At 65.4% G+C, this 24,435-nt stretch carries 20 protein-coding genes and 1 pseudogene; 13 read left to right on the forward strand and 8 right to left on the reverse strand.

The window, feature by feature from the left end; translation table 11 throughout:
* Positions 1-70: 70 nt before the first annotated feature.
* The gene (locus tag AC1DMA_RS03355; RefSeq protein WP_478126574.1) at positions 71-883 is read right to left on the reverse strand and encodes a DODA-type extradiol aromatic ring-opening family dioxygenase; all 813 of its coding nucleotides are present in this window, start codon (positions 881-883) and stop codon (positions 71-73) included.
* 90 nt (positions 884-973) lie between these two features.
* Between AC1DMA_RS03355 and AC1DMA_RS03360 the strand changes: the two genes are divergently transcribed.
* Complete coding sequence (locus tag AC1DMA_RS03360) at positions 974-1,861, forward strand: LysR family transcriptional regulator (RefSeq protein ID WP_478126575.1); 888 nt, start codon at positions 974-976, stop codon at positions 1,859-1,861.
* A 524-nt stretch (positions 1,862-2,385) separates the two neighbouring features.
* Here the strand turns inward: AC1DMA_RS03360 and AC1DMA_RS03365 are convergent.
* The 4 genes and pseudogenes from AC1DMA_RS03365 to AC1DMA_RS03380 all read right to left on the reverse strand — a co-directional run.
* Positions 2,386-2,910: pseudogene (locus tag AC1DMA_RS03365) on the reverse strand (carboxymuconolactone decarboxylase family protein); the annotation flags it as partial.
* A complete protein-coding gene (locus AC1DMA_RS03370; protein WP_478143220.1) occupies positions 2,910-3,866 on the reverse strand; it encodes a Bug family tripartite tricarboxylate transporter substrate binding protein in 957 nt (318 codons plus the stop codon). The pseudogene AC1DMA_RS03365 and the gene AC1DMA_RS03370, both read right to left, overlap by 1 nt.
* An 18-nt stretch (positions 3,867-3,884) precedes the next feature.
* Entirely contained in the window at positions 3,885-4,754 is an 870-nt protein-coding gene (locus AC1DMA_RS03375) for an amidohydrolase family protein (RefSeq protein WP_478126577.1), read from the reverse strand.
* Positions 4,755-4,760: 6 nt separating this feature from the next.
* A complete protein-coding gene (locus tag AC1DMA_RS03380) occupies positions 4,761-5,663 on the reverse strand; it encodes an alpha/beta fold hydrolase (protein WP_478126578.1) in 903 nt (300 codons plus the stop codon).
* Positions 5,664-5,762: 99 nt separating this feature from the next.
* Between AC1DMA_RS03380 and AC1DMA_RS03385 the strand changes: the two genes are divergently transcribed.
* The 6 genes from AC1DMA_RS03385 to AC1DMA_RS03410 all read left to right on the forward strand — a co-directional run bounded on the left by AC1DMA_RS03385 (position 5,763) and on the right by AC1DMA_RS03410 (position 15,008).
* Complete coding sequence (locus tag AC1DMA_RS03385) at positions 5,763-6,656, forward strand: LysR substrate-binding domain-containing protein (protein ID WP_478126579.1); 894 nt, start codon at positions 5,763-5,765, stop codon at positions 6,654-6,656.
* Positions 6,657-6,737: 81 nt separating this feature from the next.
* Entirely contained in the window at positions 6,738-8,618 is a 1,881-nt protein-coding gene (locus AC1DMA_RS03390) for an ABC transporter ATP-binding protein (RefSeq protein WP_478126580.1), read from the forward strand.
* A gap of 343 nt (positions 8,619-8,961) precedes the next feature.
* A complete protein-coding gene (locus AC1DMA_RS03395; protein WP_478126751.1) occupies positions 8,962-10,335 on the forward strand; it encodes a DUF2868 domain-containing protein in 1,374 nt (457 codons plus the stop codon).
* Complete coding sequence (locus tag AC1DMA_RS03400; protein WP_478126581.1) at positions 10,332-11,741, forward strand: GTPase/DUF3482 domain-containing protein; 1,410 nt, start codon at positions 10,332-10,334, stop codon at positions 11,739-11,741. Before AC1DMA_RS03395 ends, AC1DMA_RS03400 begins: the two co-directional genes overlap by 4 nt.
* A gap of 32 nt (positions 11,742-11,773) precedes the next feature.
* Positions 11,774-12,547, forward strand: coding sequence for a glutamine amidotransferase (locus tag AC1DMA_RS03405; RefSeq protein WP_478126582.1), 774 nt, complete (start codon positions 11,774-11,776; stop codon positions 12,545-12,547).
* Between the two features lie 73 nt (positions 12,548-12,620).
* A complete protein-coding gene (locus tag AC1DMA_RS03410) occupies positions 12,621-15,008 on the forward strand; it encodes an acylase (protein WP_478143221.1) in 2,388 nt (795 codons plus the stop codon).
* 228 nt (positions 15,009-15,236) lie between these two features.
* Here AC1DMA_RS03410 and AC1DMA_RS03415 read toward each other — a convergent pair whose 3' ends face one another.
* From AC1DMA_RS03415 to AC1DMA_RS03425, 3 genes are read right to left on the reverse strand one after another with little or no spacing between them, the layout of a single operon-like run.
* Positions 15,237-17,333: an acetate--CoA ligase family protein gene (locus tag AC1DMA_RS03415; protein WP_478143222.1), complete on the reverse strand. Its 2,097-nt coding sequence runs from the start codon at positions 17,331-17,333 to the stop codon at positions 15,237-15,239.
* Positions 17,334-17,338: 5 nt separating this feature from the next.
* Positions 17,339-18,145 (reverse strand): enoyl-CoA hydratase/isomerase family protein, encoded by an 807-nt coding sequence (locus AC1DMA_RS03420; RefSeq protein WP_478143223.1) that lies wholly within the window; start codon positions 18,143-18,145, stop codon positions 17,339-17,341.
* Positions 18,146-18,164: 19 nt separating this feature from the next.
* Complete coding sequence (locus AC1DMA_RS03425) at positions 18,165-19,136, reverse strand: tripartite tricarboxylate transporter substrate binding protein (protein WP_478143349.1); 972 nt, start codon at positions 19,134-19,136, stop codon at positions 18,165-18,167.
* 123 nt (positions 19,137-19,259) lie between these two features.
* Here AC1DMA_RS03425 and AC1DMA_RS03430 point away from each other — a divergent pair, with 123 nt between their 5' ends.
* The 6 genes from AC1DMA_RS03430 to AC1DMA_RS03455 all read left to right on the forward strand — a co-directional run bounded on the left by AC1DMA_RS03430 (position 19,260) and on the right by AC1DMA_RS03455 (position 24,420).
* Complete coding sequence (locus AC1DMA_RS03430) at positions 19,260-20,066, forward strand: IclR family transcriptional regulator (protein ID WP_478143224.1); 807 nt, start codon at positions 19,260-19,262, stop codon at positions 20,064-20,066.
* 128 nt (positions 20,067-20,194) lie between these two features.
* A complete protein-coding gene (locus AC1DMA_RS03435) occupies positions 20,195-20,839 on the forward strand; it encodes a CDP-alcohol phosphatidyltransferase family protein (protein WP_478126587.1) in 645 nt (214 codons plus the stop codon).
* Between the two features lie 11 nt (positions 20,840-20,850).
* Entirely contained in the window at positions 20,851-22,467 is a 1,617-nt protein-coding gene (locus AC1DMA_RS03440; protein WP_478143225.1) for a phospholipase D family protein, read from the forward strand.
* 1 nt (position 22,468) lies between these two features.
* Positions 22,469-23,089, forward strand: coding sequence for a histidine phosphatase family protein (locus tag AC1DMA_RS03445; protein ID WP_478143226.1), 621 nt, complete (start codon positions 22,469-22,471; stop codon positions 23,087-23,089).
* Positions 23,090-23,131: 42 nt separating this feature from the next.
* Positions 23,132-24,091 carry a DnaJ C-terminal domain-containing protein gene (locus tag AC1DMA_RS03450; RefSeq protein WP_478143227.1) on the forward strand — a complete coding sequence of 320 codons (960 nt, stop codon included), beginning with the start codon at positions 23,132-23,134 and terminating at the stop codon, positions 24,089-24,091.
* A 5-nt stretch (positions 24,092-24,096) separates the two neighbouring features.
* Positions 24,097-24,420 (forward strand): chaperone modulator CbpM, encoded by a 324-nt coding sequence (locus AC1DMA_RS03455; protein WP_478143228.1) that lies wholly within the window; start codon positions 24,097-24,099, stop codon positions 24,418-24,420.
* The last annotated feature ends 15 nt before the right edge of the window (positions 24,421-24,435 follow it).

Consider the following 24,435-nt stretch of genomic DNA (forward strand, 5'->3'; position numbering starts at 1 on the left):
GCCGGGCCGCAGGGGTGCGCCCCCTTGAGGGGGTGCTGAGCCACACGCAGTGGGCGAGGCTGGGGGTGGGCTATCCAAACCTGAAGCTCGACACCGCAATGCCGCCCATGAACTCATCCTCGTGATAGATGCGCTCGCCGGCTTCGCCCTCTGCGGCGCCGACGGCGACCATCAGCGGAATCAGGTGCTCCTCGCGCGGATGCGCAATGCGTGCGGCCGGCGCCGTCGCCCAGCGCAACAGCTTTTCGTCGCGCTCGCCCGATTTCGCGTGGACGACGGCCTCGTTCAGCCAATCGTCGAACGCCTTGGACACATCGCGCGCCTGCGGGCCGAACGCGCGCAGGTTGTGATAGCTCAGCCCGCTGCCGACGATGAGCACGTTTTCATCACGCAGCGGCGCGAGCGCGCGGCCGAGCGCCAGATGTTCTGCCGGATCGAGCCCGCGCCGCAGCGACAACTGAACCACAGGCACTTCTGCATTGGGGTAGATGGCCGCCATTGGCGAGAACGTGCCGTGATCGAAGCCGCGCTCGGGATCCGTCCGCGCAGGCAGGCCCGCAGCCTCGATCAGGCCCTGCACGCGCCGCGCAAGTTCCGGCGAGCCGGGCGCGTCGTAGTGCACGCGATAGGTATGTTCCGGAAAGCCGCCGTAGTCATAGATCATGGGCGGCCGCGGATTGCCCATCACCGTGAAAGCCGGTTCCTCCCAATGCGCCGAGATCATCAGGATCGCGGCCGGATTGCGGCCGATCTGGCGCGGCATGTCGGCCAGCGCGGCTTCGAGCTTGTCGTAGGTGGGGCCCATTTCCTTTTTCATCCACGGCCAGGGGCCGCCGCCGTGCGAGATGAAATAGGTGGGAAGTCGTGGGTTGATGTTGCTCATGGATCACTCCTTGAGAGCGAGTCTAGAGATTTCCGCATGAGAAATCGACGGGCTACGATGCATCGATTCGTTTCTCCACAGGAAATCGACATGGACCGCCTGACAAGCCTTCGCGTGTTCCGCGAAGTGGTCGAATCCGGCAGCTTCGCCGCAGCGGCGGAGCGACTCGGAATTTCGCCGCCGATGGCGAGCAAGCATGTGGCACAGCTCGAAAAGTCCCTCGGTGCTCGCCTTCTTCACCGTTCCAGTCGCCATCTGAGCCTCACCGAAGCCGGACAAGCCTGGTACGAGCAAAGCAGCCGCGCGCTCGACCTGCTCGATGCGGCCGAGGCGGCCATCGGCCAGACCAGCGCCACGCCGCGCGGGCAGCTCAAGGTGAGCGCGCCCGTGTGGTGCGCGACGCCGCGTTTCGCAAACGTACTGGCCGGCTACCGCGACCGATACCCTGAAGTCGTGGTCGACATGCATCTGGAGAACCGCAAGGTCGACCTGGCGGCCGACGGCTATGACCTCGCACTGCGCGCGACGCAGGAGCCCTCGCCCGCGCTGATCGCAAGGCCCCTGTGCAAGCTGCAGTTTCATCTGGTGGCTGCGCCTTCATGCATCGCGCGCAGCGGGCTCCCGGCTTCGCTGGCCGATCTCGCGAAGCTCGATGCCATCGTCCCCAGCTACGTGAACCTCGAGGGCTTCACACTCAAAGGCCCCGGCGGCAGGCAGGCACCATTGCGCTTGCAGCCGGTGATGAAGTCCGACGACACCAACCTGACGCTGCATTCGGTGCACGCAGGCATCGGCATCTCGTTCCTGCCCGAATGGCTGATCGACGACGATCTGGCCGCGGGGCGGCTGGTGCGTCTGGTGCCCGACTACGCAGCGCCGCCAGTCACCTTGTTCGCGGTGTATACGAGCCGGCAATATATGGCGCCCAAACTGCGCAGCTTCATCGATTTCCTCGGCGCGCGATTGGGCACGGCCTAGCGCGCAGCCTGCTATCCAGCGGTCAACGCTTGCTCGGCACGGAACATGGTTCGTCGGGTATTTCGGAACAGGGGCCTGACTCGGCTGCTCCACGAGGTGTGCCGCACCTCGAGCCATGCCGGATGCTCCAGCGTCGCCGGCGTGGTCAAGTCATAGCAGGCGATGTAGCGGGGCGCGCCGGAGTTGCGACGAAAGCGCCTGGCCAAGACGGTGCCCGGCACCCGCGCCAACCCGGGTAGATGCTCCTGCTCGTACCAGGCATTGAATTCAGCCTCGTCCTGTTCCGCCACGTCGGTTTCGACGACATAGTGGTACGTGGCCTTCTCCAGCCACGACGCGCCCTGAATGGATCGCAAAGAGGTCAGCCCAGTCGCGCTGGCGGGGGGCACGCCGACGCCGTACATCCGCGCCCACGTGCCGTCGGGACTCCACCAGATATCCGAGACGTCGATCCCGTCGACGTGGGTCAAGTCCGTCTTTGCGACGTCGCACGTCCATGAAACGTTCATGTCCTCTTCCGACCGATGCACGACATTCAGGGCAACGAGCAATCGCGACACCATGTTGTACGCAGCGACGGTCGCGACGACTTCGACGATGCCTCTGGGATCGAAGTGCTCGCCCAGGCGATCCATCAGCTTGCCCGGCACGGCGATGTCCCGTGTCATCGCATCGGCGAGTTCCAACACCAGGGTCTCAAGTGCCGAGAACTCCGTCGAAAGCGCCGGCTGGCGACAGGCCGCGATCTTGGCCGCGGAGATACCGGCGGCGCGGGCGTGGGGGATATGGGCGTCGAACTCGAACTGCGCACCGTTCAACACGGCGACACGCAGGATCATCAACTCGCGCAGATCAGCCGCCACTCGGGTCTGGTTGCGCACGGCGGTAAGCATGCGTTCCCATCCGGAGGCGATAGGCTCGCTGTTGAGAAGCACTTGGTAGAGCAACGAAATGCGGCCTCGCTCCGCCAAGATACGGCCTTCGAGTTCCGCGAGTTCGGGGCGCGTGCCTGGTTGAACCAGGGGGACACGAATTTGTTCGGTATTCATCATTCAGCCTTGATGTTCTTGGCCTGGATCATCCGGGTCCATTTCTCGGAATCACTCTTCACCAGCGCGGCAAGTTCTTGCGGCGACGACGCTGCCGGGTCTGCACCGATCAACAGCATCCGGTCCCGCACGGCGGGGATGTTCAAGGTGTTGCGGACCGCCTTGTTGAGTGCCTCGATGACGGCAGGCGGTGTCTTCGCCGATACGAACATCCCGTACCAGTTGATCGTGTCTACGCCCTTGATGCCCTGTTCTTCCAGGGTCTTCACGTCGGGCAGCGAAGGATGGCGTTCGTTCGACGCGATGCCAAGCGGCCTGAGAGTACCGCCCTTCACCTGATTGATGAGGCCGGCGACGTCACCAAAGAAGGCGCCTACCTGCCCGCCCATCAGGTCCGAGATTGCCGGTGCCGCGCCCTTGTACGGAACATGCAGGAACTTCACGCCAGTGCTGTCGGAGATCTGTTCGATGGCGAGATGAGGAATGCTGCCCACGCCGGACGAGGCGATTGCAACAGGCAGCTTGCTGGTCTTGGCATTGGCGACGAACTGCGCGGCATCTTTTGCGGGATTTGCGGAATTCACTACGAGCAGTTCGACGTTGTTCGCGACCAGTGACACGGGCGCAAAGTCACGCTTCATGTCATAGGGCAGCTTCTCGTAAAGAGACGGGTTGATCGCCGCAGCGCCAACGCTGGTCAGCCAGATCGTCGAACCATCGGGCTTGGAGCGCGCAACATCCATCGCCCCGATGGCGCCGTTGGCTCCCGGTTTGTTGTCCACCAACACGGTTCCACCCAACTCTTTTCCCAGTTGCTCCGACAGCGCGCGTGCAACCACATCGACAGGCCCGCCGGCAGTGAAGGAAACCACGATCCGGGTGACCTTGGTTTGGGCCAGCGTGGTGGCGGTCGCAACGAGCATCATCAGCGCAAGGGCCGTGGATTTCAATTTCATGATTCGTCTCCGATCTTGTCATTCAAGTTCAATTCCGGCCTCCGGCGAGGTCACCAAAGCGGCAAAGCGGTACAGGCGCTGCGGGTTGTCGACCAGCAGCAGTTGCCGTTGAAAGGGCGTTGGGGCAATGTCGGCAATCAGATCGACCAGTTCCTCTTCGTCGGGAATCGGGCCTGCGTGATTCGGGTGTGGCCAGTCGTTGCCCCAGAGCACGCGATCACCGAATTCGCGGATCAGCGCGCTGGCGTATGGCTGCGCGTCCGCATAAGGAGGCCCCTCGCGGCTGATGCGGTCCATCCCGCTGACTTTGACCCAGATCCTCGGATCGTCCATCAGGCTCACAAGCGCTTCGAATGCGAGTTGGGAGGTGCCCAATCTTGCGTCGACACGGCCGAGGTGGTCGATGACAACCGGCACAGGGGATCGCTGCAGCTTCGGCGCCATTTCAGCCAACAGCATCGGGTCGCCATGGATTTGCAGATGCCAGCCAAGAGGCTCGAGGCGGGCCGCGAACTTCAATACGTCGTCAATCGGCGTACTGTGCCCCAAGTGATGCATGTAGTTGAATCGAACGCCCCGGAATCCCGCCGAATCGAGCCTCTGAAGCTCCACGTCCGACACGTCGGTCTGGAGCAGCGCGATGGCTCGATATGTCTCCGGGCGTGCGGCAACCGCCTCCGCGCTGACGCTGTTGTCGAAGCCGTGGCAAGCCGATTGCACGACCACGCAGCGCGACAATCCCAGCGTATCGTTGAGTTTGAAAAGCGCTTCTTTCGGTGCGTCTTTCGCCGGAATGAAAGCCGCACCTCGCGCATACGGGAACCGGTTGCGTGGACCGAACACGTGGCAATGTGCATTGCAGGCGCCGGGCGGAAGTAGAAGTTTCATGGCGCCTTACTGCCCGACGCCATACACCCTGCGCGCAAAGACCGAGATCGCGTTGGCCACCGCCTGCGGTTGTTCGGGAATGAGTGCGTGGCCTGCATCGGGAATGACGACGATGGACACGCGATCGCCCAGCATTGACTTCAAGACGTGCGAGAAACGACGCGGCGCGACTGTGTCGGCTCCGGCTTGCAGGTCCAGGATGGGCGCCGCACCGGCCGAGAAGTAGTCATCGACCGGGGTGGTGTTCCGGGCATGCGATTGGGCTTCATGGGTCTCGTGGTACCAACCATTGAGCCAGACCTTCGGGTCGTTGCCGGGTGCGAAAAATGCGGTTCGCAGGTATTCAAGCCTCTGGGCCTCCGGCAACGACAGGTCGCTGGAGCCATCAATGGCCTTGCGCATCTCCGGGCCGATCGGGAGTTCTTTCGATCCGGGCGGCACCTTGCCGGAGGAGCCCGCTGCGATGACAACGCCTTTCACCAGGTCTGGGCGATCCGCCGCCAACTGGCGCGCGGCGAAATTGCCCCAGGCATGCCCGACCACGACGACCGGGCCCTTTCCTTCGGCTTCGACGACCGCCGCGACATCGGCTGCAAAGTCATGGATGCTGAGGTTGTGCATCGGGCCACTACTCCGGCCAATACCTCGCGGCTCGGGCCTCAGCACCCTGAAGCCGTCGGCCGCCAGATGTGCTGCGACAACGTCGTAGTCGCGGCCCGATCGGCCGAGCGATGGCAGCATGACAATCAACGGACCCTGGCCTTGGGAGGTCACTTCGATTTGCACCGGTCCCTTGGTCACGATGCGTTGTTCGGCCTTTGCTGCGTCTGCCGCGATGGCGATGGCAGGCAGTCCAGCGCACAAGGCGAGGACGAAGGCGAGAAGTGTGCGAGAAGTGTTTTGTCTCATGATCCCTGCTTCTATGGTGTGGTTGGAGAGGATGGAGTGTGGCCTTCGGCGGGACAAAGCGATACGGCATTGCTTCGATACCAGCTATGCTTATCTTCTATGGATCTGCGCCAGCTCGAATACTTCGTCAACGTGATGGAGAACGGAAGTTTCAGTCGTGCCGCCGTCGTGCTGAATCTGGCTCAGCCGAGCTTGAGCCGGCAGGTCGCACTATTGGAAGCGGAGCTTGGTCAGCGCCTCCTGGTGCGAAATGGACGTGGCGTGACTGCCACGGAGGCCGGTGACGCGCTGCTGGTTCACGCGCGTGTGATGCTCAACGCCTCGCGCCGCGCGCGCGAGGAATTGCACGACATGGGGGAAAGTCCCAGCGGCAGGGTCATTGTCGGCCTGCCGCCACGCGTTGCGTATGGGTTGAGCGTCGCGTTGGTCCAGCGCTTTCGAGAACGCTTCCCGCGGGCGGTCATCACCGTACTTGAAGGGCTGAGCTCTTCACTGCACGAGTCGTTGATCGCGGGGCGGATGGACATGGCACTGCTGTTCGATCCACCATCCTCACCGCAACTCACCTATACGCAGCTGATGCGTGAGCGCCTCTTCCTGGTCGCGCCGCCGGGAAACAAGCTTCCCCCGCGCGTCAGGCTGTCCACCCTTGCAAACTACCCGATGGTCCTTCCGAGCGCGCCCAATGCGATCCGCAGCCTCGTGGAAGCCGTGCTGCTGCCCAGGCGCGTGGAGTTGCAAATCCTGGCGGAAGTTGGCGCCGTCAGTACGCTGCTGGCCTTGGTGGCCAGCGGCATCGGTTCTACGATCGTTCCCGAGAGTGCCATCACTGCGGGGGGGTACGGCGACAAACTTCCGCACGCACCGCTCGGTCCTCCGAGCATATGGAATGCCTTGACATTGGCGGAACCTATGGCCGGGCCGGCGACGAGACTGACGCGGGGGACCGCCCAACTGCTGAGGGAACTGGATTTCCGCCGTGTTGGCACGTGACGTCGCAGGTCTTTCGCGTCGCGGCCATACTCTGCCGCGGTGCTGCGCAGAATGCGTTTCGCTCACTGGAGACTGTTCGCCTTGTTCCGCTTCTTCGAAAAACTTCTACACCCCTATCCGACGCCCGAGCCCCGTCTGCCGCCGAACGGCCTGTTCCCTTTTCTGTGGGCCTGCACCGAAGGCCTGCGCGGAAAAATCGCAGCCATGGCGCTGCTGGTGGCGACCGTGTCGGCCTTCGAGGCGCTGCTCTTCGCGGTGCTTGGGCGCATCGTCGACTGGCTCGGCGGACAGGCGCCATCGCGCTTGTGGGAAGACCGCGGCACGACGCTGACCTGGTTCGGCCTTGCGATGCTTGCAAGCGTCGGCGTGGTCGCGCTGCAGACCATCGTCAAGCACCAGACGCTTGCGATCAACCTGCCGATGCGGCTGCGCTGGAACTTCCACCGCCTGATGCTCGGCCAGAGCATGGCCTTCTACCAGGATGAGTTTGCGGGCCGCATCACCGCGAAGGTCATGCAGACGGCGCTGGCCGTGCGCGACGCCATCTTCGTGCTGGCCGACATGCTGGTGGCGATGGGCGTCTACGTCGCGACCATGATCGTGCTCGCGGCGGTGCTCGACCGCCAGCTCATGCTGCCTTTCCTGGCCTGGCTGGTGCTGTATGCCGTGCAGTTGTTCTTCTTCGTGCCACGCCTGGGCAGCATCGGCAAGGCGCAGGCCGATGCGCGCGCCCTCATGACCGGCCGCGTGACCGATGCCTACACCAACATCGCGACCGTCAAGCTCTTCTCGCACACCCAGCGCGAGGCCGGCTTCGCGCGCGCGGCCATGAAGGAATTCATGGAAACCGGATACGGCCAGATGCGGCTCGTGAGTGCCTTCGAGATCACCAACCATGCGCTCAGCATGGGTCTGACCGCGGGCATGGCGGGCATGTCGCTGTGGCTGTGGTCGCAAGGCTCGGTCGGCATCGGCGCTGTGGCTGCGGCGACCGCGATGGCGCTGCGCCTGCAGGGCATGTCGCACTGGATGATGTGGGAGATGACCAGCCTGTTCGAGAACATCGGAACGGTGCAGGACGGCATGAAGACACTGTCGCGCCCACGCACCGTGGTCGATGCGCCGGACGCCGTCACGCTGCAGGTGCCGCGCGGCGAAGTCCGCTTCGAGCATGTGAGCTTTCGTTACGCCGACGGCGGCCGGCGCGTGATCGACAATCTCTCGCTGACGGTGGCCCCCGGCGAAAAGATCGGGCTCGTCGGCCGCTCAGGCGCCGGCAAGTCGACGCTGGTCAACCTGCTGCTGCGCTTTCATGACCTGGACGGCGGGCGCATTCTCATCGACGGCCAGGACATCGCCCACGTCACGCAGGACAGCCTTCGCGAGCACATCGGCATGGTGACACAGGACACGTCGCTGATGCACCGGTCGGTGGCCGACAACATCGCCTACGGCCGGCCCGATTCCAGCGATTCGGCCATCCGAGCCGCGGCAGCGCGTGCGGAGGCGCACGAGTTCATCCAGACGCTGGGCGACCCGAACGGCCGGCGCGGCTACGAAGCCCATGTCGGCGAACGGGGCGTGAAGCTCTCCGGCGGCCAGCGCCAGCGCGTCGCCATCGCGCGCGTGATGCTGAAGGACGCGCCGATCCTGCTGCTCGACGAGGCCACCAGCGCCCTCGACTCGGAGGTGGAAACCGCCATCCAGGCGAGCCTCTATCGCCTCATGGAAGGCAAGACGGTGATCGCTATTGCGCACCGCCTGTCGACCATCGCAGCCATGGACCGGCTGATCGTCGTCGACGAAGGCCGCGTGGTCGAGGAAGGCGATCACCGCACGCTGCTGGCGAAAGGCGGCCTCTATGCGCGCCTGTGGTCGCACCAGAGCGGCGGCTTCCTCGGGGACGGCAACGATGGCAGCGATGACGAGGATTACGCCGGCGCCGAGGCATCGACGGTCTGACCTGCGAGTCCTACAGTGGCCCGTGCCGCTCGCCGACATCGCAAAACCCACCCGCGGGCATTCTGGACGGGTCTTCAACACAGAGGAGTTTCCACCGTGAATTCCATCATTTACATCGTCGGTCTGGTCGTGGTCGTTGTCGCCGTGCTTTCGTTCTTCGGCCTCCGCTGAAGCCGCGCCCTCCTCATTCCTTCCGCCTGAAACCCCGCGCGCGGGGACGACGGGGCCGCGCTACGGCCCCTTTTTCGTGCCGCATCGACTGACTTGGCACGGGCATAATTTCGCGCACTCACCCGGTGCGCCGGCATTGCCCCGTATAGCTCAAAGGAAGTTGTTGAATTCAGTGGCGCATCACTCTTCGTTGCAGGACGCGGCGATCACCGAAGCGATCCAGTTGATCGAAGAGGCCGGCCCGCTCGACGACGCGCAGGCCCTGCGCGAAGCCTCCTTCCTTCGATCGGACAGCGCCGGACGCATTGCCGAACGCGCGCGCGTCCTGGGTCAGCGCATCGGCCTTCAACCCGAGATTTCCCGCGCCCGCGCATGGGCGCCGTGGGTGCTGCTCGGCCTGGTCGCGCTCATCGTCTTCGCCGGGCTGTCGCTCGCGGGCAACGTGCTGGACACCGGAGAGCGGCGCATCAACGTGGTGGTCGCGCTGGTCAGCCTCCTTGGGCTACACCTGGTCACACTGCTGTTCTGGCTCATCGGGCTTTTCTTGCCGCTGGGTTCATTCAGCGCCTCGTTCGGATGGCTCTGGCTGGCGCTCACGGCGCGTGTTGCCGGTGGGCGGCACGGCCAGGCGCCGGTGCTGCTGCGAGCCGTCACACGGTTGCTGACGCGGGCGCGGATGCTGCATTGGGCGCTCGGCTTCGTCAGTCACGCGATCTGGTCGCTGTCGTTCACGGTGGTGCTGGTGGCGATGCTCTTTGCGCTTTCGTTCCGCAACTACACGCTGGACTGGGAGACCACCATCCTGGACCCCGATTTTTTTGTGCAGGGCGTGCAATGGCTCGGGCAACTGCCGGCGCAATTGGGCTTTCCCGTGCCCGCCGCCGAAGTGGTGCGATCGCCCACGGCGGCGGCTTCGGGTCAACGCGAGCTCGCGCTGTGGCTCACGGGCTGTCTCATCGTCTACGGACTGCTGCCGCGCATGGTGTTCGCTGCGCTGAGTGCCGCAGTCTGCCGGGCGCGCAGCAAGGCTCTGCGGCCCGATCTGTCGCACCCTTATTACCGCAAGCTGCTTGCGCGCTTCGATGCGCTCGCGCCGCCGAGGATCGTCGATGCCGATCCCGGACCGCTGCCGCATCTCATGACGCAGAGCCTTCCGGCGGGCGACACCACCGCCGCGCTGATGGCCATCGGCTTCGAACTGCCGGACGAACTTCCGTGGCCGCCGGCCGCGCTCGAGATGCGCGACGCCACCGCAATGCGCATCGACGGGAGCGCCGACGCACGGCACCGGGTGCTCGATGCGCTCGCCCGCCTGCGGCCGCGACGCGTTCTCGTGGGTTGCCATGCGGCGTCGAGCCCCGACCGCGGCACCGAGCGCTTCTTGCGCGAAGTCATGGCATCGTGCGGCGATTGCCGGCTGTGGCTTTTCGGTGCCACCGTCGACGACGACGCTCGCCAGCGCTGGCACGCGTGGTTGGCCCATGCCGGGCTGGACACGCTCCGCGCGGGCGATGCGCTGGAGCCTTTGCTCCACGACTGGAAATGAGCTCCGGCACACCGATCCGCATCGCGGTGGTCGGCCACACCAACGCCGGCAAGACATCGCTGTTGCGCACGCTCACGCGGCGAGTGGATTTCGGCGCGGTGTCAGAGCGGCCGGGCACCACGCGGCATGTCGAAACCATCGATCTCATCGTCGACGGTGCTCCCGCGGTGCGCTTCTTCGACACGCCCGGCCTCGAAGACGCCGTCGCGTTGCGCGAGCATCTCCAGGCCTTCGACAAGGACCTGACTCCCCCGGATCGCATTCGCAGATTCCTGCAAGGCCCCGAAGCGCACGGTGTGTTCGAGCAGGAAGCCAAGGTGCTTCGCGCCCTGCTGGAGGTCGACGCCGCCTTTCTGGTGATCGATGCGCGCGAACCGGTGCTGCCGAAGTTTCGCGCCGAGATCGAGCTGTTGAATGCCTGCGCGCGGCCCGTGCTGCCGGTGTTGAACTTCGTGCGCCATCCCGCGAGTCGCGAAGCGGCCTGGCGCGAATTGCTCTCGGCGTACGGCTTGCACGTGGTGGTGCGTTTCGATGCGGCGGCGCCTTTCGTGGGATCGGAACGGGAGCTGTACCGCGATCTTTCGACGCTGCTGCGCGACCGGCGCGCCGCGCTCGACGGCGTCGCGGCATCGCTCGAAGCGGAGTTCGCGCAGCGCCGTGAGGCCGCGTCCGGGCGCATCGCTGAACTGCTGGTCGATGCGACCGCCATGAGGCGCACCGCCACGGCGGCCGATTTTGCCGACGAGCGCGGCCGCAAGCGCCTGATCGCCGATCTGCAGAAGTCGCTCTTCGACAAGGCCCAGCGTTGCGCCGACGACTTGCTCGGGCTGTACGGATTTCGCGAAGGCGATGCCGACGAGGCGTCGCTGCCGCTGCTGGAGGGCCGCTGGACGATGGACTTCTTCCATCCCGAGGCGCTGAAGGATGCCGGCATCCTGCTCGGCAAGGGCGTGGCTGTCGGGGCGGCCGTGGGCGTGGTTGCCGACATTGCGCTCGCGGGGCTTTCGCTCGGCACAGGCGCTGCGCTCGGGGGTGCGATCGGCGGCGCGATGTCGCAAGGCTGGGGGCCGATGGGCCGCAAGCTCGTCAACAAACTGCGCGACGTGCATGAGCTCACGGTGGAAGATCGCGTGCTCTTCGTGCTCATGGGATGGCAACTCAGGTTGTTGGGTGCGCTTGAACATCGCGGCCATGCGGCCGTCCAGAGGATCGCGACGAGCACCGCGAACGCGACCGACCAACGCGCGCTCGTTGACGTGGTTCGCGCGGCGCAGCCCGCACGCAGCCATCCGGACTGGGAGACCGGCGTCCGGCTTCGATGGCGCGATGCGCCTCAGCGGCAGGATCTCGTGGCAGAGGTGGCTCGCCGTATCGGCGCCACGATCGCGGCCGGCGACCCCGGTTGAACGAGCCCACGCTGCTGCGGCATGATCGCGAAATGGAAAACCTCTCCCCCCGTCCCCTGGCCATCATCAAGGCGGGCGACACGCTGGATGCGCTGCGCGATCGACATGGCGATTTCGAGCACTGGATCGCCGCAGGGCTCGGCGACACTTCGCTGCCTGTGATGGTGTTGGACCCGCGTCGTGGCGACATGCTGCCGTCCCCCGCTTCAATCTCGGGCGCTATCGTGACCGGCTCGCACGCGATGGTTTCGCACCGCGAGCCGTGGAGCGAAACAACGGGCGCATGGCTTGCGCAACTGGTGGCGCACGGCACACCGGTGTTGGGCATCTGCTTTGGCCATCAATTGCTGGCGGACGCCCTCGGCGGTGAGGCTGGCGATCATCCGGCAGGCTTGGAGCTCGGCACGGTGGAGGTCGAACTGCGGCCCGAGGCTGCCGACGATCCTCTTGTGCGCGATCTGCCGAGGCGCTTCGATGCGCACGTGGTTCACCGGCAGAGCGCATTGCGGCTTCCGGATGGCGCGGTGCGATTGGCGGGCAACGAGTTCGAGCCGACGCAGGCGTTCCGCGTCGGCAAGAACGCATGGGGCGTGCAGTTCCACCCGGAGTTCGACGACGATGCGATGCGCGGCTATGTCGATCACTTTGCCGAGTCGCTGCGTGCCGAGGGCGTTGATGCGGCGGCATTGCGCGAACGCGTGAAGCCGACTGCATCGGCGTCGGGTCTGCTTGCCCGCTTCGCGCAAATCGCCGAGGCGCATGACGCCCCATCGGCTGGCACCTTGGCGACTGCGATTCAGGGTTAGCCCGCATCGCCTTCGCGGGCAGGGGCACCTTGTAATCAACGGCTCGTCCCTTTTCTCTTCGAAAGCCTTGTTCATGACATTGACCCCCACGCGATTCGCGTTCGGCGCCGTCGCATTGGCCGCCCTCCTCGCGGGCTGCGCCAGCACACCCGCTCCAGGCACGCGCAGCGTGACCATCGAGCGGACCACCTACGGCATTGCGCACATCACCGCACCGGACTTCGAAGGCGTCTCGTACGGCGTCGGCTACGCCCATGCGCAGGACAACGTCTGCCAGACGGCCGAGCATCTGCTCACGGTGCGGGGCGAGCGCGCGCAGTTCCTCGGACCGCAGGGCATGGGCGAACTGGGCCTCGGGCGCATGCCGAATGCGCAGATCGACCTCTTCGTGCGCGCGCACATGGACGACGCCGCACTCGCGCGCGCCGCGGCCGACCTGAGCCCTGAAGTGCGGGCATCGTTGCGCGGCTATGTGGCGGGCTACAACCGGTATTTGCAGGACACGGGTCCGAACGGCCTGCCCGAAGCGTGCCGTGGCAAGCCTTGGGTACGACCGATGACGATGGCCGACCTCGCGCGGGCCACCGAGATGTCGATGATCCAGGGCGGCATCGGTGCATTGGCCGGCGCGGAGCTGGCCGCGGCGCCGCCAGCCGCGGGCGCGAAGACTTCGTCGGTGGCGGTCGATCTGCAAGAGGCGGTCGCTGAAATCTCACGCCACAGTTTCAATGCGAATCCTGAAGGGGGCGAACTCGGCTCCAATGGCTGGGCCTTCGGGCGCAATGCCACGCCGGATGGGCGCGGGCTGGTGCTGGGCAACCCGCACTTTCCGTGGGTGGGCACGAACCGGTTCTGGCAGATGCATCTCACGATTCCGGGGCAGCTCGACGTGATGGGTGCGACGGGTGGCCTGAGCCCAGTGGTGGCAATCGGATTCAACAAGGACGTGGCATGGACGCACACGGTGTCGACGGGCAAGCGCTTCACGCTGTATGAGCTGAAGCTCGACCCGAGCGATCCGACGGTCTACATCGTCGATGGGAAGCCGCGCAAGATGATTGCGAAGACTGTCACGCTGCCGGCATCCTCGGCGGAGGCAGGCAAGGCGCCGGCGCAGAAGACGTTCTACAGCACCGAATGGGGGCCGGTGATTTCGCTACCGCGTGCGGGGCTCGACTGGACTGCGACGAAGGCTTATGCGATTCGCGATGTGAACACGCTGAATACGCGGTCGGCGCAGAGCTGGATCAAGATGGCGCAAGCTCACAACGTCGCAGAATTGCGTGCGGCGATGGGCAATCAGGGGATGCCGTGGATCAATACGATTGCGGCGGATCGCGATGGCAATGCGATGTACGCGGACCTTTCGGTGGTGCCCGATGTCTCGGCGGAGATGCTGAAGACGTGCGCGCCCTCGCCTGCTGCTGCGGCACTCTTGAATGCGGCAGGTTTGCCGGTGCTCGATGGTTCGCGTTCGGCTTGCGCATGGAATCGCGACACTGCAGCCGCGATGCCGGGCGCGATTCCGCCGGCGCGGATGCCGGTGGTGGTGACGCCGGACTGGGTACAAAACAGCAATGACAGCTTTTGGCTGAGCAATCCGCACATTGCGCCGATGGCGGGTGTTTCCCCGTTGGTAGGCTTCATCGGAACGCCGCAGCGGTTGCGCACGCGCAGCGGGATCATGGAGATTGAAGGCCGGCTTGCGGGCAACGATGGGTTGAGCGGCAACAAGATGGGCGCGCAAGATTTGCGCACGGTGATCTTCAGGGACAAGAACCTGGCGGGGATGCTGGTGATGGACGATCTGGTTGCGGCATGCTCGGCCAATGCTTCGGCGCTGACGCAAGATCAAAAGCTGGGCTGCCGGGTGTTGGCATCATGGGACCGCACGAGCAACAGTGCTTCGAAGGGCGCACCGCTGTTCCGTGAGTTCTGGCGCAAGACGAAGGACATCCCGAAGGTGTGGCGCGTGCCTTTCGATGCTGCCCGTCCGGTGGTGACGCCAGCGGGGCTCGATATGGCAACGCCTGCGACGCGTGATGCTGTGTTCAAGTCGCTCGGGGATGCTGTGGGTGTGGTTCGCACTGCAGGCTTCGCGGCTGATGTGCCGCTGGCGGAGGTGCAGACGCGCACGGTGCGCGGGCAGAAGATCACTATTCCTGGTGGCGATGAGTTCGAAGGGGTGCTCAACAAGGTGGAGAGTCAGGGGCAGTCTTATATCGACCCGAAGGGATACAACATCAATTACGGCAGCAGCTATATCCAGACTGTGACGTTTGATGAGCGGGGGCCTGTGGCGCAAGGGTTGCTGACTTATGGGCAGAGTACGGATCCAGCATCACCTTACTACTACGACCAACTGGCGCTGTTCTCTGCCAAGAAGTGGAATCCGTTGCCGTTCCATCGGGCTGATGTGCAGGCGCAGCTTGTGGGGGCGCCGTTGCGGTTGGCCTACTGAGCGTTGGAAAGGCCGCCCGGTATGCGGTGCGGCTGCGGGCGACCCCGCTGCACCGGCCCTTCGGGCTTCCCTGCAGTGCTCGACTCAGGCGGGGTCCGCGTGAAACTCGCCTGCGGCTCAGACACACGCAGCCCTGATCCGCCTGAGTCTGCGCGCTTCGGCGGCGCAGAAGGGTCGCCCACAGCCGCACCGCATACCGGGCTCTGTCGTTGTTCTACGAGGGTGCTCTTAGGCTAGGACTACCACTGCGTCGGCTGCGCTTACGCCTGAGCCCTGCGGTAGCACGAAGAGGGGGTTGATTTCGGCTTCTATCAGGCGTTCGCCTAGCTTTGCAGCCATGCGGGAGAAAGCGACTATGGCCTCTACCAGTGCTGGGACGTCGGCTTTGGGGCGTCCTCTGAAGCCGTCCAGTAACGGCCATGTTTTGAGTTCACGGGCCATGTCCAAGGCTTCGCTGCTGCTCAGGGCTCCTTCTGGGGGGAGCAGGCGAATGGTGGTGTCCTTGAACAATTCGGCGGTGACTCCTCCCATGCCCAGCAGGATGGCCGTGCCCAGTGGGTCGCGGTGCATGCCCAGGATCAGTTCGATGCCGCCGGTGACCATTTCCTGAACCAGAAAACGCTTGGGGCGCACGCCTGTGTTTCGCTCCACTTCATCGGCCATGGCCTGGAGGCGCGATGCGATCTCTGCGGGCTCTACGTTGACTGCGACGCCGCCTACGTCGCTCTTGTGGGTGATTTCGCTGGAGAGGATCTTGAGGACCACACGGCCGCCCAGTTCGCGCGCGGCGCGTTCGGCGGCTGCGCCGTTTTCAACGACCACTTCTCTCGCGCAAGGGACGCCGAAGCTTGCGAACAGTTGTTTGGCCTGCGCCTCATCCAGTGAGCCCGTGGGGAGGTCTTGCGTCGGCGCGTGAACGGATGCGCGCGGCGGCTCGATGCCTGGCGGGGACCATTGGCTTGCCTGGAGCATGCCGGCGAGCGCTGCCGCACAACTCTCGGCGGAAACGAATGCGGGGACGCCGCGTTGCGTGAGCAAGGTGGCGGCTTCGGGCGCGTGGGGGCTGACGTAGGCGAGCACGGGCTTGTCGGACTGTGCAAGGCCGCCTTCGATGGCGCCGGCCATCAGTTCGGGTCTGCCGACGCCGGACGAGCCGACGATGATGACCAAGGCGTCGTAGGTGGGACTGGACAGTAGCGCCTTGATGGCGCCGCGCAGCAGGTCGGGTTGCAGGCCGGCCAGGGTGACGTCGATGGGGTTGCGGTCGAGGGCGGCGTGGTCGCCGGTTTGCAGGGCGCGCAAGGCGGACGCTGTGGCTTCGTCGGGGGCGGGGGTCTCGAAGCCGCAGACGCCGAGGCTGTCGGACACGAGGGTGCCTGCGCCGCCTGTAGAGGTGAGGACGGCAACGCGTTTGCCTCGCAGGGTGCGTCGTGTGGCGAGAGCAGCCGGCACGTCGAGGAGGTCGCCGAATGTCTGCGCGCGGATGACGCCGGTTTGCTTGAACAAGGCGTCGTACATGCGGTCCGCACCTGCGAGCGCACCTGTGTGCGACACGGCGGCTTGGGCGCCGGCTTCGGAGCGTCCGATCTTGAAGGCGACGATGGGCTTGCCTGCGCGTGCGGCGCGGAGGGCGGCAGCGCGGAATTTCTGCGGGTGGCGGATTGCTTCGATGTACAGGGCGATGACTTGCGTTGCGGGGTCGTCGACCAAAGCGTCGATGAAGTCGGCGAGTTCGAGATCGACTTCGTTGCTGGTGGAGATCAGCTTCGATAGACCGATGCCTCGGGCAGCAGCACGCGACAAGAGCGCGCCAAGGATGCCGCCGCTTTGCGACACCACGCCGATGGCGCCTGCGTGGAAGTGGTCCATCTCCAGCGCACCACTGGCGGAGAGCACGATGTCGTCGGTCAGGTTGACCAAGCCGATGGTGTTGGGGCCGAGGATGCGCATGGTTCCTGCGGCTTCGAGCAACTGCTGTTGCCGGCGCGCGCCTTCGTCGCCGGTTTCCGTGTAGCCGCTTGCCAGCACGATGGCTGCGGCGGCGCCGCGTTCGGCAAGCTCGCGAACGGCGATGTGGGCGCGCTCGGCGCCGAGCAGGACGATGCCGACGTCGGGGACTTCGGGCAGCGACGCGATGTCGCGGTAGCAGGGCAAGTCGCCGATGCGCTCGAGCTTCGGGTTCACCGGAAAGACCTTGCCGGCAAAGCCGTGCTTCAGGAGATACGACACGGGGCGGCCAGCGGTCTTCGCGGGGTCGCCCGATGCGCCAATGACGGCGACGCTTCGCGGCTGGAGCAATCTGGACAGAGCAGAGAGAGCTTCCATGACCATCAGCCCTTGGTGGTGCCGGCGGCATTGGAGGACTTGGCGAGAAAGGCCCGGACCGATTCACGGTGCTCGGTGCTGGTGTAGCAAATGCCTTGCGCCTGGCTGCCTTGGGCGAAGACCTGCTGGGCCGGCAGTTCGAAGGTCTGGTTCAGGATGGTCTTCGACAGTGCGAGCGCGGTGGCGGAGCCTTGGCTCAGTTCGGCAGCCCAGGCTTGGGCGTCGGCGACGAGCCGGTCGGCCGTGGTCTTGCGATCGACGATGCCCAGCGCGAGCGCTTCATCGACTTCAACCTTGCGCCCCGTGAAGATCAGTTCCTTGGCCTTGGGCAAACCGACGCGGCGCGGGAGGAAATACATGCCGCCGCCATCGGGAATGATGCCGCGGTGGATGTAAGACCAACTGAAGCTGCCCCACTCGCTCGCGATGATGAAGTCGCATGCGAGCGCGGTGTCGGCGCCGAGGCCCGATGCAGCGCCATTGACTGCGGCGATCACCGGCTTGGGCATGGTGTGCAGCAGGGCTTGGGTGTGATGCACGCGCTGCTGCCGGTGCCAGCCGTTGAATGCGACCTCGCCGGCGGGCGCGTTCATGCGGCGCTCCATGCCCGCGATGTCGCCACCGGCACAGAAGCCTTTGCCGGCGCCCGTGAGCACCAGGGCTCGAATGCTCTTGTCGGCGGCGACGCGCTCCAGTGCGTGAATGAACTCGGTACGCAGTTCATCGCTCATCGCATTGCGCTTTTCCGGGCGGTTGAAGGTCAGCGTAGCGATGCCGCGCTCTACCTGGAGTTGGATCAGGGCGTAGTCCATGGGAGTCATCCTTCTTCGCTCAGTCGATCTTGACGTTGTTTTCCTTGACGATCCGCGACCAGCGTTTGGTCTCGCCGTTCACAAAATCGCCGAGTTCGGCCGGAGCGCCAGCGCTCACGGTGAGGCCTTCGGGTTCGAGCATCTTGCGAAACTCTGCGCTCTCGGTGGCCTTCTTCGCCGCTTCGTTGAGCTTGCCGATCACATCCGGGGGCGTGGCCGCCGGGACGAACAGGCCATACCAGCTCTCGACCGCGTAGCCGGGAATGGTCTCCGCGATGGCTGGCACATCCTTCAGGGCCGCCGCGCGCTGAGGCGAGGTGACGCCGATGGCGCGCAGCTTGCCGCCTGCAACCTGCGATGAAGCCGCTGCCGCAGTAGCAAACATCATGTCGACCTGACCGCCAAGCAGATCGGTCAAGGCCGGCCCGGCGCCTTTGTAAGGGACGTGCGTCATCTGCACCTTGGCCAGGTTCGTGAACATCTCGCCTGCCAGATGCGCCGAAGTGCCATTGCCTTGCGATGCGTAGGTGAGCTTGCCGGGATTCGAGCGCGCGGCTGCGACCACGTCCGCCACCGACTTGTACGGACTGTCCGCCCGCACCACGAGGACGTTCGGGCCCCGGGCCAGCAGGATCACCGGTGCGAATGCCTTCTTCGTGTCATAGGGGAGCTTGGTCATGAGGCTTGGGTTCACCGCATGTGCAAAGGTGGACACCAGCACGGTGTAGCCGTCTGGGGCGCTCTTTGCCACCGCGTCGCTGCCGATGATGGTGCCCGCGCCGGGCTTGTTGTCGACGATGACCGACTGGCCCAGTGCCTTGGTCATCCCCACTCCCAGTGCGCGTGCAATGGCATCGGTGCCGCCACCGGGCGCGAAAGGGACGACCAGCTTCACGGGCCTGTCGGGGAAGGCGGCGACCGCCGCGGAGGCTGCCAGCGCGGTCGCGGCCAGGCAGCCGGCGAGACGGCACAGAAAGGAACGGAAGAGCATGGTCATCGGGTTGTCTCCTGCAATGCGGGCAAATGAACGGGACGGGAGTAGCTTAGGAAGCCTTGCTCCGTTTGACATCCCCGCAATTCCATTCAGTGGAATTCACTAAACTTCGCCGCACACATGAATTCGCCGACAAACGCGCACACGCTGGGGGCCACGAAGCCCGGCACATCCCCCGCGAACAGGTCTCTGGAGCGGGGTATCGAGATCCTGCGGTCGTTCCGCCCCGGCTCCGAGCTCCTGGGCAATGCCGAGATCGCCGAGCGCACCGGGCTCTCGCGCGCCACGGTGAGTCGTCTCACGCAAACACTGGTGGGATCGGGATACCTGCAGGTGGAAACGCGCACCAGGGCCTACCGGCTGGCGCCTCCGGTGTTGAGCCTCGCGCATGCGATGCGCAGTGGTTCGACCGTGCTCGCCATCGCGGCGCCGCACATGCGCGATGCCGCGCAGCAGCATCGGGCCAACGTCGGCCTGGCCGCTCCGGACCGCGACGAAATGGTCTACCTCGAATCGATCCGCTACAACCGCAGGCCGTCCCTGCGCAAGGTCGTGTCGGGCCAGCGCGTGCCGATGGAGTTGACCTCGCTCGGCCGCGCCTATCTCGCGAGCGCGCCCCAGGATCAGCGCAAGGTGTTGCTCGCCTATTTCCGCCGAGTGCGCCGCGCGCAATGGACCGAGCTGGGGACAGCGCTCGCGGCGGCCATTCGCAGCGTGGCACAAGAAGGCTACTGCGCGGCGGCGTGGCAGCCGGAAGTGGTCGCAGTCGCCGCGCCGCTGATGTTCAGGGGCTCGCCCTATGCCTTGAACATGAGCGTGTCGACGGCGGAGCCCTTTGCTGCCGTCGTGCAAGAACTCGCACCGACGCTGCTCGCGTTGAGAAAGCGCATCCAGCACGAGTTGGACGTCGCAACGGATGAATGGTGAAAAGAATGGTGAAAGCGCGCCCAAAGGCGGCCGCCCGCGAGATGGCGCCGAGGCTGACCCACTTCGGGCCCGGGATGCGCTAAGGTGTGGGCGAAAAGTTCGCCCAAGGACCCTCAAGGACCCCCAGAATGGCCACATCCGCCTCCGCCCAGCGCCCGCCCCGCAAGCATTTCTCGATGATCCGGGGCTTTCATCTGGCCGACTTCTTCACGCTCGGCAATGCGGCCTGCGGTGTCGGCGCGATTTTCCTTGCGATGGCCTATATCGCGAGCCGGTCTGTCGAGCACTTCTTCTGGGCTGCAGCGCTCGCACCCGCTGCCTTCATCTTCGACGTGTTCGACGGCCGCATCGCGCGCTGGCGGCAGACGCACTCGGCACTCGGGCGCGAACTTGACTCACTGGCCGACATCATCTCCTTCGGGGTACTGCCTGCCGCCCTCGCCTTCGCGGCGGGACTCAATGGCGGCTGGGACTGCGTCATCCTCATCTACTTCGTCTGCTGCGGCGTCAGCCGGCTCGCACGCTACAACGTCACCGCCGAAGCGCTCTCCGAAGGCGCCGACAAGGTCAAGTACTTCGAAGGGACGCCCATCCCGACCAGTGTCGTGCTTGTCGGCGTGCTGGCACTCGCGGCCTGGCAGGGGCGCATCGGCGAAGCGATCTGGGGCGGCGCCTGGACGCTCGGCCCGTGGGTGCTGCATCCGTTGAGCCTGCTGTTTGCGCTTTCCGGCACGCTGATGATCAGCAAGACCTTGCGCATCCCCAAGCTCTGAGCATCGAGCCCATGATTGCCCCACGTGTATTCGTCGCCTTAGCCCTCGCCCTTCTCATCACCGGATGCGCCAGCCTGCCGGGCCACGTCGAGCGAACGCCGTCCACCGCCATCACCCAGACGGCCGACACGCGGCTCGGCAAGGACGTGCTTCCGCTCGTCACCGCCAATCCCGGCAAGTCCGGCATCCATCCGCTCTCGAATGCGGAGGACGCCTTTGCCGCGCGCATTGTCCTGGCCCGGCTTGCCGAACGAAGCCTCGATCTGCAGTACTACATCTGGCGTGCCGACACCACGGGCCAACTGCTCTGGGAAGCTGTCTGGCAAGCGGCCGAGCGCGGCGTGCGCGTGCGCCTGCTGCTCGACGACGCCAACACCGGCGGGCTCGACCCCACGCTCGCCGCGCTGGATGCGCATCCCAACATCGAGATCCGCCTGTTCAATCCGTTTGCGAATCGCGGCTTCAGGGTCGGCGACTTTGCGCTCGATTTCTCGCGCGTCAATCGGCGGATGCACAACAAGTCATTCACCGCCGACAACATGGCCACGATCGTCGGCGGCCGCAACGTGGGCGACGAGTACTACGGCGCCAACATGGAAGTCGGTTTCCAGGATCTGGACGTCCTGGCGATCGGGCCGGTCGTGAGCGAAGTGTCCAACCAGTTCGACCTGTTCTGGAACAGCGCATCGGCCTACCCGGCTTCGAGCCTGATGGCACCCGCTCCGGCCGGCAGCGCAGCAACCCTGCGCGCGGGCTGGGACACGGTACGCCAGAACCCCGAGGCGATTCGCTACGCCGAATCGGTGCGGCAGACGCCGCTGATGCGCGAGCTGGCCGAGCATCAGCTCAGCTTCGGATGGACGACGGCGCACGCCATCCATGACGACCCCGAGAAGGTGCTCCAACCCACCACGCGCACCGATCTCCAGATGGCCCCGGCGCTACGAGAGTTGTTCGGCAATCCAAAGCGCGAGATCGACCTGGTGTCGCCTTACTTCGTGCCCGGCAAGGAAGGAACCAAGATGCTGAGCACCATGGCCGAGAACGGCGTGAAGGTGCGCATCCTGACCAACTCGCTGTCCGCCACGGACGTGAGCCCTGTGCACGCCGGGTACTCCAAGTACCGCAAGGACTTGCTCAAGAGCGGCGCGGTTCTCTACGAATTGAAGCCGGGCTCTGCCGTGCCTCCACCGGACAAGAGCGGCAAGAACGCCAGCGACGCCAGCGGCGGCGACCGGGCGCGCGGCTTTCCGGGCAGCGGTGGCGGCAGTGGCAGTGGTAGCTCCGGAAGCTCCGCATCGAGCCTGCACGCCAAGACCTTCGCGGTGGACCGCGAGCGCATCTTCGTCGGCTCGTTCAATCTCGACCCGCGTTCCTCGCGCCTCAACACCGAGATGGGCGTGGTCATCGACAGTCCCGAATTCGCCGGGATGCTCACCAATCAGTTCGAAACGGTCATTCCGTCGAAGGCCTATGAAGTGCGCCTTCAGCCGGACGGCGAGAAAATCGAATGGATCGACAACGACCCCGAAGGCAAGGCCACGCTCACCACCGAACCAGGCTCGGACGCCCTCCAGCGTCTCTGGATCGACTTCCTCGAAATTCTTCCTATTGAATGGCTTCTTTGAGATGACCGCCCCCCCTGGCCTCCGACAACTCGCCGCCCTGGCGGCCGAACGACCGCTCGCACCGGCGTGCGACCACTTCTACTTTCTGCGCCACGGGCAGACTGAATGCAATGCGCGGCGGATCTTCCAGTCGGTGGACGAGCCGCTGAGCGCGCTCGGACTGCGGCAGGCCGCACGCGCCGCCGAGTTGCTGGCCGGCGAGCCGATCCGCAGCATCGTGAGCAGCAACGTGCATCGCGCGCTGACCACCGCGCACACCGTATCGAGCCCGCACGGCATTGCGCCCGTGGTGCTCGAAGGTCTGCGCGAGCGCAACTTCGGTGCGCTGATCGGCACGTCGTCGCTCCACATCGACTGGGCCTGCGAACCCGAGGGTGGCGAAACGCTGGCCGAGTTTGTCGACCGCTCGCGCATCGCGCTCGAACACGCGCTGACGCATCCCGGGCCGGTGCTGCTGGTCGCGCACGGCGGCACGCTCTATGCGCTCGCAGCGCTCATCGGCGTGCCAGTCGACCTCAGTGTGCTGGGCAACGCGCAGCCCTTGCGTTTCGAGCGCAGCGGCACCATTTGGCGCATGACACCGCTGATGCAGCAGGTTGAAGGCGGCGCAGCCTTGGCCTGACCCTCCTCCTCGTATCTGCCGGATCTTCAGGAAACAAGCGACATGGAATTCAAGGACTACTACAAGATCCTCGGCCTCGAGCGCGGCGCCTCCGAAGACGAGGTCCGAAAGGCCTACCGCAAGCTCGCGCGCAAATACCACCCCGACGTCAGCAAGGAGCCCGACGCCGAGACGCGCATGCGCGACGTCAACGAAGCCAACGACGTCCTGCGCGACAAGGAAAAGCGCATGGCCTACGACCAACTTGCCGATCACGTCGCGCGCGGCGGCAGCCCGGACGGCAGTTTTCAGCCACCGCCGAACTGGGACGAAGGCTTCGAGTTTCATCGCGGGCCGCACGCCGGGCCGGCCGATCACGCGGACTTCAGCGAGTTCTTCTCGTCGCTCTTCGGCGCGGCCGAACGGCGCGGTGCAGAGCGCCGAAACTACCGCGCGCGCGGCGAAGACCAACACGCCGCGATCGAAATCGCGCTCGAAGATGCGCTCAAGGGTGCGGAGCGCGAGATCACGCTGCGCTCGCAGGAGATCAACGCGCAAGGCATGCCCGAATGGAAGACGCGCACGCTGAGCGTGAAGATCCCGGCCGGCGTCCATCCCGGGCAGTACATCCGCCTGGCGGGCCAGGGCATGCCCGGCCATGGTGGCGAGCCTGCCGGCGACCTTTACCTCGAAGTGCGCATCGCGCCGCATCCGCTCTATCGCATCGAAGACCGCGACCTCTACATGACGCTGCCGATCACGCCGGCCGAAGGCGCGCTGGGCGCACAGGTGCAGGTGCCCACGCCGACGGGCGGGGTCGTCGAGGTCACCGTGCCGCGCAATGCACGCAACGGCCTCAAGCTGCGGTTGAAGGAACGCGGGCTCCCAGGCAAGCCGCCCGGCAATCTCTACCTGCTGCTCGAGATTGCGCTGCCCCCGGCCGACACCGATGCGGCCCGCAAGGCTTACGAACAACTTGCACAGGCGGCCCCCTTCAATCCGCGCCGCCATCTCGGAGTTTGACGACCATGGCCACAGTTTCTGTCACGACCACGGCGCTCAGCGCCTTGCACCCACTCGCCGCCACCGAACTCGCCCACGCCTGCGGCGCGGAAATCGAGTGGGTGGTGCAGTTGGTCGAGGTCGGCATCATCGAATCGCAAGCGCCCGCCGAAAGCCCTGAGCAATGGCGTTTTCAGAGCACGGATCTGCAATGCGCGCTGGCTGCGCGACGACTGGAGCGCGACTTCGGCGTGAGCCTCGACGCTGCGGCGCTGATCCTCGATCTGGAGCACGAAGTGCGGCGCCTGAAGGCCGTGCTGCGGGCGCGCGGGCTCGATCGGGAGATCTGAGGAATCCGCCCGGCG

Source organism: Variovorax sp. 05N34, from assembly GCF_056397405.1.